12 protein-coding genes are annotated in these 17349 nt (G+C 43.8%); 3 read left to right on the forward strand and 9 right to left on the reverse strand.

The window, feature by feature from the left end; genetic code table 11:
- Window positions 1–47: 47 nt before the first annotated feature.
- From nagZ to J2T16_RS05025, 4 genes are all read right to left on the reverse strand, one after another.
- On the reverse strand, window positions 48–1382 hold the full coding sequence (nagZ, locus tag J2T16_RS05010; RefSeq protein ID WP_260511154.1) for a beta-N-acetylhexosaminidase: 1335 nt from the start codon (window positions 1380–1382) through the stop codon (window positions 48–50).
- Between the two features lie 437 nt (window positions 1383–1819).
- The gene (locus tag J2T16_RS05015; protein ID WP_221791176.1) at window positions 1820–2923 is read right to left on the reverse strand and encodes an NADH:flavin oxidoreductase; all 1104 of its coding nucleotides are present in this window, start codon (window positions 2921–2923) and stop codon (window positions 1820–1822) included.
- A 324-nt stretch (window positions 2924–3247) separates the two neighbouring features.
- Window positions 3248–4561: a Kelch repeat-containing protein gene (locus tag J2T16_RS05020; protein ID WP_221791173.1), complete on the reverse strand. Its 1314-nt coding sequence runs from the start codon at window positions 4559–4561 to the stop codon at window positions 3248–3250.
- A gap of 171 nt (window positions 4562–4732) precedes the next feature.
- Window positions 4733–5782: a 2,3-butanediol dehydrogenase gene (locus J2T16_RS05025; protein ID WP_499017878.1), complete on the reverse strand. Its 1050-nt coding sequence runs from the start codon at window positions 5780–5782 to the stop codon at window positions 4733–4735.
- Window positions 5783–6154: 372 nt separating this feature from the next.
- On the opposite strand from J2T16_RS05025, the gene J2T16_RS05030 reads away from it, so the two are divergent.
- Window positions 6155–7198 (forward strand): LacI family DNA-binding transcriptional regulator, encoded by a 1044-nt coding sequence (locus tag J2T16_RS05030; RefSeq protein WP_499017879.1) that lies wholly within the window; start codon window positions 6155–6157, stop codon window positions 7196–7198.
- Window positions 7199–7258: 60 nt separating this feature from the next.
- On the opposite strand, the gene J2T16_RS05035 is transcribed toward J2T16_RS05030, so the two are convergent.
- Entirely contained in the window at window positions 7259–7876 is a 618-nt protein-coding gene (locus tag J2T16_RS05035; RefSeq protein ID WP_221791167.1) for a TetR/AcrR family transcriptional regulator, read from the reverse strand.
- A 250-nt stretch (window positions 7877–8126) separates the two neighbouring features.
- Here J2T16_RS05035 and J2T16_RS05040 point away from each other — a divergent pair, with 250 nt between their 5' ends.
- On the forward strand, window positions 8127–9356 hold the full coding sequence (locus J2T16_RS05040) for an MFS transporter (RefSeq protein ID WP_221791165.1): 1230 nt from the start codon (window positions 8127–8129) through the stop codon (window positions 9354–9356).
- An 87-nt stretch (window positions 9357–9443) separates the two neighbouring features.
- Here J2T16_RS05040 and J2T16_RS05045 read toward each other — a convergent pair whose 3' ends face one another.
- The 4 genes from J2T16_RS05045 to J2T16_RS05060 all read right to left on the reverse strand — a co-directional run bounded on the left by J2T16_RS05045 (window position 9444) and on the right by J2T16_RS05060 (window position 16396).
- Window positions 9444–10556, reverse strand: coding sequence for an HD-GYP domain-containing protein (locus J2T16_RS05045; RefSeq protein ID WP_090923975.1), 1113 nt, complete (start codon window positions 10554–10556; stop codon window positions 9444–9446).
- A gap of 321 nt (window positions 10557–10877) precedes the next feature.
- Window positions 10878–12713, reverse strand: a complete 1836-nt coding sequence (locus J2T16_RS05050) for a UbiD family decarboxylase (RefSeq protein WP_499017880.1) — start codon at window positions 12711–12713, stop codon at window positions 10878–10880.
- A gap of 287 nt (window positions 12714–13000) precedes the next feature.
- Entirely contained in the window at window positions 13001–14935 is a 1935-nt protein-coding gene (locus tag J2T16_RS05055; RefSeq protein ID WP_336122566.1) for an S-layer homology domain-containing protein, read from the reverse strand.
- Window positions 14936–15001: 66 nt separating this feature from the next.
- Window positions 15002–16396, reverse strand: a complete 1395-nt coding sequence (locus J2T16_RS05060) for an Ig-like domain-containing protein (RefSeq protein WP_221791156.1) — start codon at window positions 16394–16396, stop codon at window positions 15002–15004.
- Window positions 16397–16883: 487 nt separating this feature from the next.
- On the opposite strand from J2T16_RS05060, the gene J2T16_RS05065 reads away from it, so the two are divergent.
- The gene (locus J2T16_RS05065) at window positions 16884–17306 is read left to right on the forward strand and encodes a hypothetical protein (protein WP_499017881.1); all 423 of its coding nucleotides are present in this window, start codon (window positions 16884–16886) and stop codon (window positions 17304–17306) included.
- The last annotated feature ends 43 nt before the right edge of the window (window positions 17307–17349 follow it).

Consider the following 17349-nt stretch of genomic DNA (forward strand, 5'->3'; position numbering starts at 1 on the left):
ATGGCAAATGTCTCTCTATTTATAGCCAAATCATAACACAGGATAGATCAGCGGGCATCGACTTGCTTGCGCCAGCTTCGAATATCTGCGTTTAACTGCTTCACATCTCCAGTAGCCTTTTGGTCGTCAGACAACTTGAAATGCTGTTTCAATGCAAGAATACGATACACACTCTCGTCAATACGAGACTCCTTGATTTTGCCTGACTTCACTGCGCTAATTAAAGTATCAAAAATCGTTCTGGCACTTTCATAACTATGAGCCACCAGCAAAATATCACTTCCGGCCTGAACCGTTGCGATTGCAGCCTTGTTCAATGGGTAGTTTTTCGAGATCGCTCCCATGCTCAGATCATCAGTGATCACTACACCGTCATACTTGAACTTTCCGCGCAGATGATCCCCGATAATCACTTCTGATAGGGATGCCGGGTAATTCGGGTCCAGCTTGGGAAACAAAATATGAGCAACCATTACCGCCTCGGCCTGTTGTTTTACCGCCGCCTGAAATGGAATCCACTCCAGCTCTGCAAGCTGTTTCTCCGATTTGTTCACCACAGGCAAGTCTAGATGAGAATCGACGGAAGTATCACCGTGGCCTGGAAAATGTTTCACCACCGGGATGACCCCTTCACTACGAAGTCCTTTCATCTCGGCGATCCCCATACGTGTAACCAGGTCAGCAGTAGTGCCGAAGGAACGATCTCCAATGACTGGATTTTTGGGATTACTGTTAATATCCAGCACGGGTGCAAAATCAACATTAAAACCGGCAAGCTTGATCTGTCTCGCCAGCAATGCGCCCATCTCCTCAGCAAGCTTCGTATCATTGGTTTTGCCTACTTTTCGATTGGACGGGATCGACTCAACCGCCTCTGGCATGCGACTTACCTTACCGCCCTCTTGATCCACACTCATTAGAATGGGAACCGGGTTTTGCTGATTCGCCTCTTTAATCGATTGCACAAAAGCAGCCGTTCCCTGAAGCGTTGTTACGTTGCTGGCATAAAAAATAATGCCTCCGATCTTCTGGTCAGCAATCATTCGTTTCGCCTGTTCATCCAATGCTGTTCCTTGCACACCAGCAAGAATCATCTGGCCTACTTTTTCCTCCAGCGTTAGTTGCTGAAGCTGTTCCTTTACCGGATCAATCTCTTCCTGTGTTTCATCCTGAGGTTCTTCATGTACTTCATCTTGAGGTGCAGCGGCGTTATTCCCAGATGGTAATTGATTTTGGCCCGATGCTGTTCCATTATTGTTACCTGTTGCAGTTGAAGGCTTTGGAGCTTGTCCGCATGCGGCCAGTACAAGGCTCAGAGTTGCAATCACAGACAGCACCAGCACAAATCTGAAATTCCGCTTCAAACGCAGGTTTCTATTCATGTTCAAGGATGTTCTTCCTCCTTATGTCTTATCGGTTCTGAAAATTTTGGAATTCGTTCAGGCTAACCTTACCATAAGGTAAATGATTTTCAAAATAGGTCTTAGATGTGAAAAGTATTCTTGCTTTTTGTAGCTGAATGTGGCATGAATAGCTGTTTTAACAGTGGGCGGGAGTAAGCATAGTGGATACGTTCTGTGTATATGCGGATTTCCGTTTTCTATTGTGAATTTTTCATATGATGAATTATTTATTTCTGGCGAATGGTAGGTATTAAGTTCGTTGTTTAAGAGAATGATTGTTGGGGAAAAAAATTATTAACAAAAAAGCCGCCTTGCGGCGGCTCTGCTGTTGATTTTAAACACCTTTTTATCCCGTTGTTATGGATGTAATCACATGTTAAGTATTACTATTTTGAATTTTTCATATAATGAAATTCTCAGTGCAACTTGGACAATACTTCACTTGTAAAAGGAATGATATCAGCATTATGTCCCTCTTGCACTTTAAGCGGCCATTCGGGATCACTTAGTAGCACACGTCCAAGTGCAATTAGATCGAATTCCCCATTCTTCATCTTATCATCCAGCAAGTCAAGATGAGCATCTCCTGTTTCTTGCTTTTCACTGCCACGTTCAACAAACTCTGCCTCTAAACCTACTGAACCAACCGAAATCGCAGGTTTGCCTGTTATTTTCTGAGTCCAGCCGGCAAGATTGAGATCAGAACCTTCAAACTCCGGGAGCCAGAAACGGCGTGTGGAACAATGGAAAATATCTACCCCCGCTGCACTGAGCGGTTCCAAAAACTGTTTCAGCTCCTCTGGCGATTCGACCAGTTTTGCCTCGTAACTGCCCATTTTCCATTGCGAGAAGCGAAGTACAATTGGAAAATCAGGCCCCACCGCAGCACGGCATGCTTCGATCACTTCGACTGCAAACTGTGTCCGGCGTACTAAATCTCCGCCATACTTGTCAGATCTACGATTCGTCTGCGCCCAGAAAAATTGATCAATTAAATATCCATGCGCACCATGTAACTCAATTCCATCAAAACCGATACGCTTCGCATCAGCCGCTGCTTCTGCATAGGCTTGTATAAGCTCTTGGATCTCCTCTTCCGTTAATGGTTCGTAAGCCGCTTCACCAGCCATGCTTATTCCGGACGGACTAACCGGGTGAGCCTCTGCATTAGGTAAATCTCCAGAGCGCCGTGCAGTGCCAACATGCCAGAGCTGAGGCATTATTTTCCCGCCGGCATCGTGAACAGCCTTGACCACATTCGCCCATCCTTGCAGCGCTTCTTCTCCATAAAAAAGTGGAATGTTCTCACCACTTACTGAGGATGGATGGTTGATCCCTGTGCCTTCTGTAATAATAAGTCCCACGCCGCCAGCCGCTCTAAGGCGGTAATAGTCAGCCACATCGGGCCCTGGCACACCGCTCGGTGAAAATCCCCGCGTCATCGGTGCCATAACAATTCGATTGGGCAAGGTAAGTTTGTCAGATGTGAACGGTTTAAACAATGATGAAGGTACGTTCATGATTTAGTCTCCTTTGCAATGGGAAGTTTACATTTCGCACTTACCTTGAGATGTGACATGCTTTGGATACATCAAGCAGTGGTCATACGCCTGTGGACTGTCATGAATATTTCTCTTTATCCATTTTATAGATTCTTATTTTTATTTTCAAACAAATTTCTCACACGAAACTGAACCACAAAAAAAAGAACAGCTTCGGAAGAGCCGCTGTCCGTTGACTCGGGTGCTGCAGATTGTTCTGCACGATGAATATCATCAGCACATCGCCGGGTCACCAACAATGTGGATGCAGCATAGTATATAATCCATAATCTTCCTTATATTTTAATTTGAATTCACAGGAATATCCACTCGATTCACTCGTAATATTTTTCCAGATGAGGGCGATAGGACGTCCGGGTCTGTACCCAATCCAAAATAAAAATCACCATCAAGCTCCTCAAATGACTTGGCATAAGTGTCCTGTGTAAAGCGCAAAATTTCATTCCATGTTGTCAGATCATTGGTTTGATAGACCCTGCTCACGTAGACATTGGCCTGCTTGCGAGTATACGTTAACACATAAACTTTATCATCACGCACAAGCAGGTCTGTTGGTAACGCATTCGCATCTGCCAGACTGACACGTCTCGCCTGATTGATATCCGTCATCACACTCAATGACTTAGGCAACAGTTGACTATCATTGAAGACACCACCAGCAATATACACCAGCTTATTGTTAAAATTAATATTTTTACCGATTTTATTGTACGGAACCGTACCTTGTTGATAGGTCAACCCGGGTAACATTTTGTTACCGTAGATAGCTACGTCTCTCTTTTCCAAACGTTCATTAATCTCCAGTATATTCGTTTTGTCATTCCATATTTTATTGGCGGGGTACATCATTCCGGAGGCATACAATTTCCCCTGGATTTCGAATAGCGTATATGCTCTAAAGCCAAATGTGTTGATTGTTGCAAACTGCTGCCAACTTTGCCCATCATTATGTGAGATTAAGACGGTGGGTTTGGTTTCTGTGCCAAGTGCAGCAAACAGCTTGCCTTGATAATATGCGAGATCATAGACATGAACGCCCTTGGGCAGATTGCGATATTTGGTCCACGTCCCTTCGTCCAAGCGGTAGAAGTTGCCAAAGTCCCAGCTTTCACCATCGGAATCATGACCAGGAATATACAGTTTTCCATTTAACACCTTATAGAGATCAATCTGCTCTTCATCCACGTACATTTTTGTTGAGGGTATAATGCTCGGATTACTGTTTGTCACCGCCTGTGTCTGAAACTCGGCATTCGTTGCATCATAGTACACGACAGGAATCGGCCCCGCATTTTGTGCAGGCCCCGTATTGCTGCTATTTCCATGACCCAGATAGATTTTACCGTTGTATTGTTGCATGTCCCATACGTTGTTGGCATAAGGGGATTTGTTAAAAGCCCTCCCCAACAATTCCAGTTTGCTTGTCACATCAACGGATTGAATCGGGGCATTTGACACTTGCACACCCCCACGCTCTGTAGCCACAGGTCTTATGGCCGGAGTGTTCGTCTTGGGTTTGGCGTTTCCCATCAGCATCCAGCCTGCTCCGGCGACAAGAGCCAGCCCAATTGCTGCCCAGGTTACTTTCCTTTGCATATCCGCATCCTCCTTCAACATAATCACTTTTCATACGTCCAAAAAAGATACAAATTGTATCTTTTTATAGTATGTAAAAGGTGCGTACACTGCAACAAATTTCGCCCTTTTCAGCAAAAAAAGTAGACGCTCGTATCCGTGGATAAGAGGTCTACTATAAGGTTTCAAGAACTATTCTGCTTTAACCAAAATTTTCACCTGATTTTTTTCTTTAAGCAACGCTTCAAAACCGTGTTCTACAACCTCATCCAGCACAATTCGTTTGGTCACCAGCTTGTCGGCCGGGAAAAATCCTTTCTCCATCAAACGGATGACCGCCGGGAACACATCGCGATAACCGATGATTCCGTTTACTGTGCGCTCTTTCATCACAATGGAGTTCGGTTGCATTGGCGCTTCTTGTTCAAAAATGCTTACAATCATCAGTTCGCCACCAATACTCGTTGAGTCAATCGCTTGTTGCAGCACACGAGGTACACCTGTTACTTCGTAGGCTACATCGACTCCCCCTTGCGTACGCTGGTGAATCTCTTCAACCACTTGAACCTCGGTCGGATCAATCACAATTGCACCCAGTTCTTTCGCTTTTGCTTTACGCTCCGGCGACAGTTCCACAACATAAATATCCGATGCTCCGGATGCCTTGAGCGCTTCAATCACCAGCAGTCCAATCGGCCCTGCACCAAATACCGCTGCCGTATCCCCGACGTTCAGTTTACTCTGGCGTACAGCGTGCAGAGCTACTGCAGAAGGTTCAACCAGAGCACCTTGCTCATAGGAGATGGAATCAGGAATGGCATGAACCATCTTCTCATCTGCTGTTACATACTCGGAGAATCCCCCTCCGCCCCCGGCCAGACCTAGAAATCCCATCTTGTCACATAAATTGTATCTGCCCTGTTTACAAGCTTCGCAATGACCGCATGCATAAATGGGCTCTACAACCACACGATCACCTGCCTGAAAACGAGTCACCCCTTCGCCCACTTCAACCACTTGTCCAGAAAACTCATGTCCCATAACCACAGGTGCTTTTTCCCCTGTTAGCGGATGCGGAGCCTGAACTGGTATAAAAATCGGTCCAGCTGTGTATTCATGTAGATCGCTACCACAGATCCCGCACCATTCCACTTTTATTTTCACTTTACCCTGTTCAATCTGAGGTTCAGAAATATGTTCCAGACGAAGATCTTTGACACCATGCCAACGCAATGCTTTCATTTCATTCATCTCCCAAATGATTAATTCATATAATATCGGAAACGTTTCCGTAAATTAAATATGTCACATTAGAGATAACCTGTCAAACCTCTTTCTCCATAAATATGTCGATCTCGTGAGTAAATTCGTCGATTAATCTGTAATTTTATGCTGATAAAGAAAATAAACGCGATGATCAGTCTAAGATTTCGTTTGTTTTTAATCATGAATTAGAAAATTAAACATAAAGATGCATAAATTTACATCCATTTCTGTTTGTTTACGGGATACTATAATGTTGCAATGGTATAATCAAGTTATATGCATACTTTGCAATACATACATAAGCCTAAAATACGGAATCGTTTCCGATGAAGTGAGGTCAATGATAAAGTGAGTAAAGAGCAGAAAATCACGATTAAGGATGTCGCTGAACGCGCTGGTGTAGGGATTGCTACCGTATCGCGGGCTATTAACAATTCGGATGGAATCAGCAGTGCAACACGAGAAAAGGTTATGCGTGCCATAGAAGATTTAGGATTTGTGCCCAACACTTCTGCACAGAGTCTCAAAATCAGGCAAACGTATCAGATTGCACTTGTTGTTCCGGATATCCGCAACGCCATCATTCCCGAAATCTCCTGGTCCGTTGAGCAGACCGCGAAGCAGCACGGGTACCATGTTGTGCAGATTAACACAGCTGGCAATGCCAGAACAGAACTTGAAACAATACGTAATGTGAAGAAATTACACGTTGATGGTCTCATTTTCATGCCACTTGCCTATCCAAAAACACTGCCCGGGCTCATTGACAAAGCCCTTCTTCCCATCTCGATTATTAACTACGGAAAAAAATTGGAGCCTGGCATTCAAGCAGACATCGTCTCCTTGTCGCAACCTGAGGGAAAACTGGTTATGGAGCATCTGTTTAAGATTGGAAGAACCCGGATTGCTTATGCCGGAGCCCCCAAAGATATTATCGAGGAGCGTTATCGTGCTTACGAGCAGGCTGTCGGACATGTGGATATTTCCCTCGTTTACTTCGGTGAGGACTTCTCACTTGCTACGGGAGCAAGTGCAGCGGATTACTTCTACGGTTTGACCCATATGCCGGATGCAGTCTATGCAATCAATGATATGGTTGCCATCGGACTTGTGAACCGCTTTAAAGAGCTCGGCGTACGGGTACCCGAGGATGTTGCTGTGGTGGGCGTGGATAACAATCAATGGACAACCGTGTCGTCGCCTCAGATCAGTTCCGTCTCCATCATGGGTGAGGAGGTCGCTCGGCTCGCAACGGAGTTATTGCTTAAACGGATTCGTGAGATGAGTACTTCAGAGTACGAACATATCCAGTTCGAACCGCGGTTGATTGTCCGCGAGTCCAGTGTAGCTATGATTCGCTCGTCAAACCCGATAAACAATACCCATTCCTAAAAATGAGGATAAACGGATTTGTACACAATTATCGCCGTATCCATTCAAAAAACGAGCTTCTTATTTTAAAATAAGAGGCTCGTTTCTATGATCGCTGTTATTCAATACAGATAGCGTCGCCTCAATGCTTTGCTCGATGAACGAACGATCCGGTGCCGCCTTCATTAGCACAGTTAACCCAATCATCGAAACAACTAAACTTTGTGCCACAAGTCCGGCGTTTAACTCCTCTGGTAACTCTCCATTCTGTTGACCTTTTTCGAGTGTTTCTCTGAAAATAACCGCCAGATACATCTGATGCTCACGTGTTAACACTGCAAATTTGGGATCATGGGGAGCCAGTTCAACCATGGTGTTGATACAAAAACAACCGTGACTGGCATTAACTTTCTTCTTCCCAGATGTAATCCAGTCAAAAACAGCGCGAAAAGCTTCTCTGACGGACTCCCCATGCCCTAGCATAGATCTGATCTGCGCGGCATGTGAATTGGTGTATCTACGAAGCACATGTTCAAACAGCTCCATTTTATCTCCAAAGGCTGCATACAAACTGGGACGCTGAATCCCCATTGCCGTTGTTAAATCCGTTAGTGAGGTTGCCTCGAACCCTTTAAGCCAAAATACATGCATAGCAGCATCCAGTGCTTCTTCTGTGTTAAACTCTCGTTTTCTAACCACAATACCCCTCCATTATTTATCGAACAGTATAGTTATATACTAACGCAGTGATTCGAAATGTCAAAATGTATTTAAATCATCAATCCTCCATCCCCCACAATAAACATAGCATCTCAATCAATTAATAACCATTTCCTCTTTTTCTAATCAGGAGCCCTATTGACATTCAGAAAGATAAAATATATGGTTAATCCCATCAATAATATACCAACCAGTACAAAATAGAAAACAAGAAAGGAATGCGTCATAAATGCAACATTCTATTCAAAAAGTAAACAAGGAATCTTCTACAAAACAGAGCATGACAGGAGCATTAGCATGGGTATTTGCTGTGTGTAGCGGTCTATCCGTAGCGAATATTTACTATGCGCAACCCTTATTGGATTCCATCGCACTCGAATTTCATCTATCCACTGCAACCATTGGTCTCGTGATTACCATTACTCAGATTTGTTACGCGCTTGGCCTCTTACTGCTTGTTCCACTGGGAGACCTCGTCAACCGCCGAAAACTGATCCTGATCCAGATGATTTTATCCGCATCCGCTCTAATCGTTGTAGGAACTTCTGCTTCATCATCCATTTTATTCGCAGCTATTGCAATGGTTGGGTTATTAGCCGTTATCACACAAACCTTTGTTGCTTATGCGGCTCATTTGTCAGCCGATTCCCAGCGAGGGAGCATCGTAGGCCGGGTAACCAGCGGAATTGTCATCGGCATCTTGCTTGCGCGATCTGTGGCCGGCTTGATGAATGACTGGTTGGGCTGGAGATCTGTATATTTATTTTCAGCCAGTCTCACTCTGATTAGTGTATTTGTGCTGGGGCGTATGCTCCCTCAAGGATCGTTCAAACAATCCAAGCTTGGCTACTTGCAACTGCTTGCTTCCACCCTGCGACTATATAAAGAGTTACATGTACTTCGAATCCGCGGGATACTAGCCATGTTCATTTTTATGGCCTTCAGCATATTGTGGACTGCCATTGTGTTACCACTCAGTGCACCCCCAATATCGTTATCCCACGCTGCTATAGGCGCTTTTGGCTTGGCAGGCCTTGCTGGAGCACTTGCTGCCGCCAAAGCAGGCAAACTGGCCGATCATGGTTCTGGACAGAAAACAACCGGCATTTCTCTCATCATTTTAGTGTTGTCCTGGATTCCTACCAGCCTGTTACATACTTCATTATGGTTTCTGGTTGTGGGTGTGATCCTGCTTGATCTTGCCGTGCAAGCTGTACATGTGACCAATCAAAGTCTGATTTATCAAGTCCGTCCGGAAGCTCAGAGCCGATTAACTGCATCGTATATGATCTTCTATTCCATCGGCAGCGCAGTTGGTTCCATTATTTCTACACAAGTGTACGCCTGGTCAGGCTGGAGGGGAGTATGTTTGTTAGGTGCGGGCGTCAGTATCACGGCTTTGCTGGTATGGATCGTGGATCGTCTTTCGGAACGGTTCGTTTCAGCGAGGCGTGATTGATAGCAATGGTTGAGATTGTTTCATTAAAAAAACGAGCTTCTCATCCAATGATAAGAAGCTCGTTTTGCCTGTTTTCTTTTTTACCGCTTAAATCAGCAATTCGTTAATGGAAAGAGTGCGCTCTTTGGACAGATCACGATACTGTTCGGATTCCACTTTAATCAGCGGTTTGAAAATATCGGACGCATTGTTCATGACAATAACACCTTTCTCACCATTGCTGAGAAGTACTTGTTTACCGATAAAGTTAGGCAGCAAATGCTGCATTAACGCTTGAACCGCCTTTTCATTCAATTTACCAAATCCCATGCCATAGATATCTCTGAGATTGTTAATCAGGTTCGGATTGCTCGCTCCATGTTTACCGGTCCGCATACCAATGTAGATATCAGCTACAGACACAATCTGAGTATACGGATGAATCTCACCTTTTCCAAGTTGCATTGGATACCCTGATCCATCTTCACGCTCATGATGCTGTAAAGCGACCAGAGCCGTAGCTTCATCTGTCATAGAGTTCTTAATGATTTCATGTCCATAGATCGTATGACGCTGCAATTCGAGTTGCTCTTCTGCCGTCAACGGTTCTGTTTTGTTTCGAATTCGAAGTGAAACCTTACACTTGCCGATATCGTGCAAGTACCCGCCCCGGCTGATTTTGTAACATTCTTCCTGAGAATATCCTAGCCAGCTCGCAATATAGAAGGATAATAGACCTACCTGTATGGAATGGGTGTAGTTGTTAACGTCATCGCGTTCCAGCATCATCAGGAGATGTACAACGTCCTTTTGCTCATCAAGTCCATCCACCATAGGTTGCAGGGCATCATCTACCATCGTCGCATTAAACTTGCCTACCGTCAGCGCTTCCAGAAATGCATTCTGATAATTATGTACAGTCTGAAGGAATTGAGACTTCATCTCTTCTTCAGGAGGTTGTTCACCAGTGCTCGTCCCGCTAGAACTGCTGTTACTTCTGGATTCTGATGCGTGTTTCATCGAAGCTGCGAAAAACTCTGCTTCGGTAATTCCTTCTTCACGCAATTCAATGTCTACGTAATCTACCCGATGTTGCATAAGCAAGGTAATATCCTCGCTTCGAATGACAGTCCCCTTTCCGAGAATGTGCAGTCCTGCATCACTAAACGTATCCGCTGTCAGACGGTCCCCGTCTTGCAGGTTCATAATATGGATTCTCAATCGGAACTCCCCCTGAACAAATGATTATAGTTAACAACCCCGAATGATCGGGGCCGAGACATACTTATACATCTTATATCGTTTGAATCCAACATTTTCAACATAGTCCAAACGACCTTAATCATATGGACAAAAATGAACGTCTAAGACTTTATCCTCATAGGCAATAAGGTATTATCCCGGTTTTTAATTTCGTGTATGCGAGATTTAATAACTTTTTCACGTGTTTCCAAGCGAATGAAACGAAACCAACGTAATGAAAAAGGAGCCCTAACACATGGTTTGGACTCCTGATTCATGAGCAATTCATTACAATGCGACTTAAAGTTTAATGGATTCCAGACTTGCACCTTTTACGAAAAAACGTTCAATGCTCTTCTCCACCGATGCATCAGGAATAAGCGGCGGCGCCTGATGTGGTTTCACCCGCGCATCAATAATCAGCTGGTCACAGCCCCAGTGCTTGTGATTATAACTGCTGTTCACTCCGTACATGTCATGTGAAGGGTTGCTGCGCGTAAACGTAGCCCATAAGAAGTTACTGAGGTTTGCACTCGTGAACGAGCTGTCATCACACACGATAATCAACGGGCATGATTCCAGTCCCCCACGCTCTTGCAGCAGATCTGTGAACTCTCTCATCTCCCGCGCAGTATCTTCATACGTAGTGAAGGCAGATGTCTGGATGGAAACCATGCCCGGCATGATCAGTTGCGGATTGTCGTAACCGCAAATATTCTTCAACGATTCCGGCACTTCTTTGCACAATTCACGAATCTTGTCGCCGTATGCCGCCATAACCACCTTGCTACCACTGTTGAGCCCCGTACCTGAGTAGTCGAGTGTATCAATCGTAGTATGCGTATGAAAATGAATATCCCTTTGCAGATCCATCCGTTCCAAAATATAAGTCAAAAATTCAACTTCTTTATGCGTATCCAGTGGTTGCTGATCCTCCGCCGTAATAAACAGATACTTCGCCAAGCTGAGTTGGCCTGTTCCTAAAATTCGATTGGCAATCGTCAACAATTCGGTTGGTTGCTTCACATCGGTATAAGGCGTATAACGCTCACTGCCGATGGCGAATAACAAAGGATGCACCCCTGCAGCATCCACAGCATGCACTTCTTTCACACCCGGAATTTCCTGTTTGATGGCATCTCCCGTAATTTCATGAATAAGATCACCAAATGCCGTATCTTCTTGCGGCGGACGCCCTACAACCGTAAATGGCCAGATCGCGTTTGGTTTAGCATATACTTTATGAACACGCATAAGCGGGAATTCGTGAGTCAGGCTATAGTAACCCAAATGGTCCCCAAAAGGACCTTCCGGCTTGGTCTCGCCAGGATAAATCTCCCCCGTAATGACAAAATCCGCGTCATTGCTAATGCAGTACCCATCCTTGTAGCTATATCTGAAGCGGCGTCCGGCAAGCAGGCCCGCAAAGGTCATCTCACTTAATCCTTCTGGCAGCGGCATGACTGCTGATAACGTATGAGCTGGTGGGCCGCCGATGAAAATGCTAACTTTCAGCGGTTCGCCTTTTTTCACCGCTTTGGCTTGATGGATTCCGATTCCACGGTGAATTTGATAATGTAATCCAATCTCTTTATTCATCTCGTAGTCGTTACCACTCAGCTGCACACGATACATACCCAGATTGGAATTCATAATGCCCGGTTTGTCCGGGTCTTCCGAATACACTTGAGGCAATGTGACAAACGCTCCTCCATCCATCGGCCAGTGTTTGATGAGCGGCAGATCGGAAATCTGAATCTCCTGCGCCGATACCGGAAGGCTGATGGATTTTTGCTTCGGCAATGCCTGCCAAGCGGCAAGTCCTGTGCGAACATGCTTAAATGGTGTCTTGAGAGCCTTCATAGGGTCATCCCGCACATCCATAACGCGCTGTACACCTTCCAGTGTCTCGCGGAACATGAACTTACTGCGTTCAACGGTGCCGAACAGATTCGACACGGCTTTGAACTTGGAACCTTTTACATTTTCAAATAACAGCGCCGGGCCCTTAGCCTCATGCACCTTCATGTGAATCGCAGCCATCTCCAGATTCGGATCAACCTCTTCCTTAACCCTGATCAGATGACCATGCTGCTCCAGATCGTTAATACAATCTTCCATATTGCGATATTTCATCGGATGGCTCCATTCTGTGTATAATAAAATCGCTAGATTATGTTCATATATTCACATAGACGCACGACAAGGCTCACAGTAAAGGATCTAAAAATGTGCCAATATACTTTTTCTATTAAAAGTGTGCTGAGGCGTCCCTTCTATTTTATCAAATGATCCGCCGCTAAACAAAGCTTTCGTTTGAAATAAAAAACACCTGTCTTTCATTCAACGATAACGTTAAACGAGAGGCAGGTGTTCTATTGTTGTTAGGATTACATTTTAATGAACAATCATTTGAAAATAAATTAGATCAATCCGGCTTTTGCCAGCAAACGTTTCACAATAGCTGCTGTCTGAGCACGGCTAATGTCTGCATCTGCCATCAATTTCCCGTCAGCCCCTTGAACCAGACCTTGCTTAATTGCTGAAGCTACAGGCTCTGCGGCCCATGCTTGGACTTTGTTACCGTCACTATACGCACCAAGCAGATTCGCCGTCTCGGAAGCATCCGCTTTAGCCAAGTCTACCAATTTCATGGCACGCGCAACGATGGTCATCGCTTCAGCACGGGATATTTCCTCGTTCGGACGGAAACTGTTATCCGTGTAACCGGAGATCAATCCGTAGGAAATGGCGGTTTGCACTTCATTCTCATACCAGCTATCTGCTTTCACGTCTGTAAATGTTGTCGTTACAGCACTTTCAGGAGAATGCAGACCAAGACCTCTGAGTAATACGGCTGTGAACTCTGCGCGCGTAATGCTACGATCCGGTGCAAAGGTATTATCTCCTGCACCTTCCACAACTAGACGCGAAGCCAGATCCTCAACATCCGTGCGACTCCAGTGATTGGAGATATCTGAGAACGTTGCCGGGTGGTAAATCAAAGCATACGTACTGTTTGTCAAGCTGTTAATCACCGCAGCATCATTTGTTGTTCCTTTGATTACTTTGGTTGGCACATGTAGCATTGTACCGTCCGCTTGAAGCACAACACCTGTGGTGATTTTGGAGCCGTCGGTGTCTTTAGGCAAAGTGATCGTGCGCTCTACATAAGCATTGAAGCGATTCACATCCACCTGCTGACCTTTGTAAACAGCTTTCACTTCAAAATCAACCGGAGCCGCGATCACCGTTGTATTATTCATTTTGCTTGCTGCCGCTGCTATCGCTGCTTTCTTTGCATCATTACTTGGTGTAATCGCAATCTGGAACTTAACATCTTCCAAAGGTGCTGAACCGCCAAGCTGTTTAACCACCTGATCTATCTTGATTTGACTGGCTGGAAGGGTATACGTTCCTGTATCCGTTTGAATAACAACTTGTGCATTACTGCCTTCCATCGTCTTCACGAGTCTGCCGTTCAGTTCACCGACAACCGAATTAGTACCCGTGCCTGTAACCGGAAGTAACAGTGTACGAAGTCCGTTCCCCACCTGATTGATCACTTTGTTGTTATCCACTTGAATCGTTGTAGTCACTTTATTATCAATCGTGGATGTTGATGCCGTTGCAGACTGCTCCTGCTTCTGTCCATTCACGTAAATGTCTACACCTTTAGTTGCCACTGGAGTGGAAGATGTGGTTGGCACAGATGGTGCAGGAGATGGTGCCGCTCCCCCTCCACCTGATGAACCCGTTGAAGGCGTACTGGAGTTACCGCCTGAGCTAGCTGCTGTAATGGTAATGGTTCCTCCAGACAATTGGGCATTAGCACCATAGTCTACATTTTCGAAATGGAAGTGTTCTGAGTCATCCTGATTCACTTTGAGCTGTTTTTGTCCTGGAGTAGCAGTGGATTTAGCTTTAAATTCGATATCGAACATTTGGTCACCTGTATCGATCCAATGCTCAACTTCACTAAGATCCATCCAGATAATCCGCACCCATCCTTCCTCGTTATTAATAACGTACTGGAAATCGGATGGAGTATTTAATTCTGGGGATGAAGTGATTGTATTGATCGTTCTTGGAGTGATTCGTACAATCTCCAACGCTGTTGTATCATAATCAACTTGCATATTATAAGCTTTGATCGGAAGTTCCGTCGCTTTCATAACAACAGGCACATGAACGGTTTGACCTGCCTGTACACTGACATTCGCCAATTCCACTTGTGATGATTGAGAAGGTGTAGCTCCTGCGGAGCCCGGCAAAACAAGTGACGAAAATAATGTCAACATAATCAGACCTGACATTGTTTTTCTCATTTTAATACGTTTCTTTTTCAGTTGAAGCATGGTATAACCTCCATGTCTGAATCAATAATGGGTAGATATCATTTTTGAGCAAGCTAGAATTTTAAATTATTGTGGTATCCGTGTTGTAAATGTCCATTGAACACCATTTTGTTCTACGACAGTCCCTTGCATATAAGCATTATCATCCGGATCCGCAGCTATGAAGGCATCATTCGGGATTTCAATGGAATAATTAGCTCCATATCTCAAACCGTTGTTTCTGATATATACTTTATTGCCCATTATATAGAAATTACCTCCATCACTAATCATGTAGGAAGCCTCCACCTCGTCAGCTGTCAGATTCTTAATGACAATACTGGAATTGCTGTAATTATTTACTCTAACATTTTGACGATACGTAATGACTAAAGGTTCATCGATTCTAACTTCCGTAGAACCATTCGATGGCGAAAGACTTACGATATCCTCCTGTTTTACCGCAACAGTTGACTCACTACGAAGGACTACCGGTTTTCCTTGAGGACGATCAGATGAATAAGATTCAGGTGTAATCTGTAAAAAGAGATATTTCTCTTGCTCGGCATCAGTAATCTTATATACTGCATCAGTAGCTCCTATGATTTCTGTTTTACCTTCTCCACTTGCTTCGGAGCCCCGATACCATTGATAGTGCATCGTTCTAAGTCTATCGCCGTCAGGGTCAAAGAATTCGGTGTTACTTGTTAACGTAGCGCCCACTTTCAAATCCCCATTTAACTTGCCATTCAACACATATGGAGCGTCATCGACTTGCTTGAAAGTTAATACATAGCTATTATCTTTAGCTCCAAGAGATTGGTTAGCGTAACCACTTAGCAAAGCATTCATATCTGCCAATTCAGGTTCACCGTTTCGATCTACATCTGCTTGGTTCATCTCTACAAAAGAGAAGCCACGACGGGTTACCATGTTACGAAGGTAATTGTATAGCTGAACTGCATCCGCAGAATCAACTTTGTCGTCACCGTTTAGATCTCCTTTTTTGCTGATGTAGAGCTCTATATTGTCTCTAATCATTTCCCCTTCTGGGGATAGTGCATTTTTAGCCTGCAATTGAATGTTGATCTTGCCGCTACGATAAGGAACAACAATAAGTTTATTGTCGTTAGTTACATAAGTGCGAGCTACATTCGTATTCTCTGAAATCGCACCGAGTTGAATGAACTTCTCAGAAGGAAAATGAGTACTCAAATCAATAATGATCGTATTATTATCAACTCCGATTGGGGTAGAAGGCATAATAGGCAGTGCATCCACTTGCTCGGACGAATGGCTTAGCCAATAAATATCATCATTAAGTACTGGGCGTGAAATGTTAATGTTGGTCGGCTCAAGTGCTCCCGCCAGAGCGTGAGGAAGTGAACCGGCTACAGGCAAGGCAATACCAAGACTAAGTGCGGCCAACATGCTTTTTTTCATGATCGGCTTTAATTTATTGTGTTTATTTTTCCCCTTCAATTCATGTTCCTCCTCGTGTTTATCTGATTTTTAATATAGATACATAGCAAGTATAACGACCTATTCTGAACGGATTCTGAACAGGTCCATAGAACTATTACCAGTTAATATTCGACAAAAAACGCCATGGGATAAGCTCCCATAGCGTTTTAATCATCAAAAAATTTCCATTTTCGATTGAATTTTCGAAAAAAATATTTTTAAATATCCGCAAGTTTCTATTTTGAGTTTATCATAAACGCGAATAACCCCACTTATATATACCGATAAATTATTTATTTTCCAGTATATTACATGTTATAATTTGTATCAGCATACCAAATTACAGTGCCCACAGTTATTTTTATTTTTGGATATTTCAATGACTATGAACATGTAAACAGAATTGTTCTTAGGATAGGTCATTTACGTTACTCACTCATAGAGAGGCGGTCATATTATCAAGAATTTAATTGCTGTAATTGTTGGTGTCGTTAGTCTTTTTATCGTGATGCTTATATTTTATAAATTACCTTATGACATTGAGCAAAAATACATAGCTAGTACATTAGATGGAGAAACAATCGAGATTCAAATAACTACGAAAGGTTATCGGGATTTTTTCAGACCTACTACCTTTAAAGGAAAAATGCTTATCGACGACAAAGTATATGATGTTTTTGAACCTGAAAGGCCGGATCGTTTCATAACTAAAATGAAGAAAAAAATGAATGGTGATCGATATTTCCCCATTATTGCAAATGAAAACCGAACTGATCTCGACGATTATTATATGATTCAGTGGGCTGACGATAAATTCAATACATTATATTTCATTCATGCAAAAAATAACTCTCGGTATGTCGCACCAGCACAAAACGCTGTGGAAGCCAATAAAATATGGGGAGAAATACAGCACTTTTTAAGATGAAATTAGAGATTGCCTTTTGAATTAATCGATTAAACGAAAACAT

This window comes from Paenibacillus intestini (genome assembly GCF_030803945.1).
GTDB classification, from domain to species: domain Bacteria; phylum Bacillota; class Bacilli; order Paenibacillales; family Paenibacillaceae; genus Paenibacillus; species Paenibacillus polysaccharolyticus.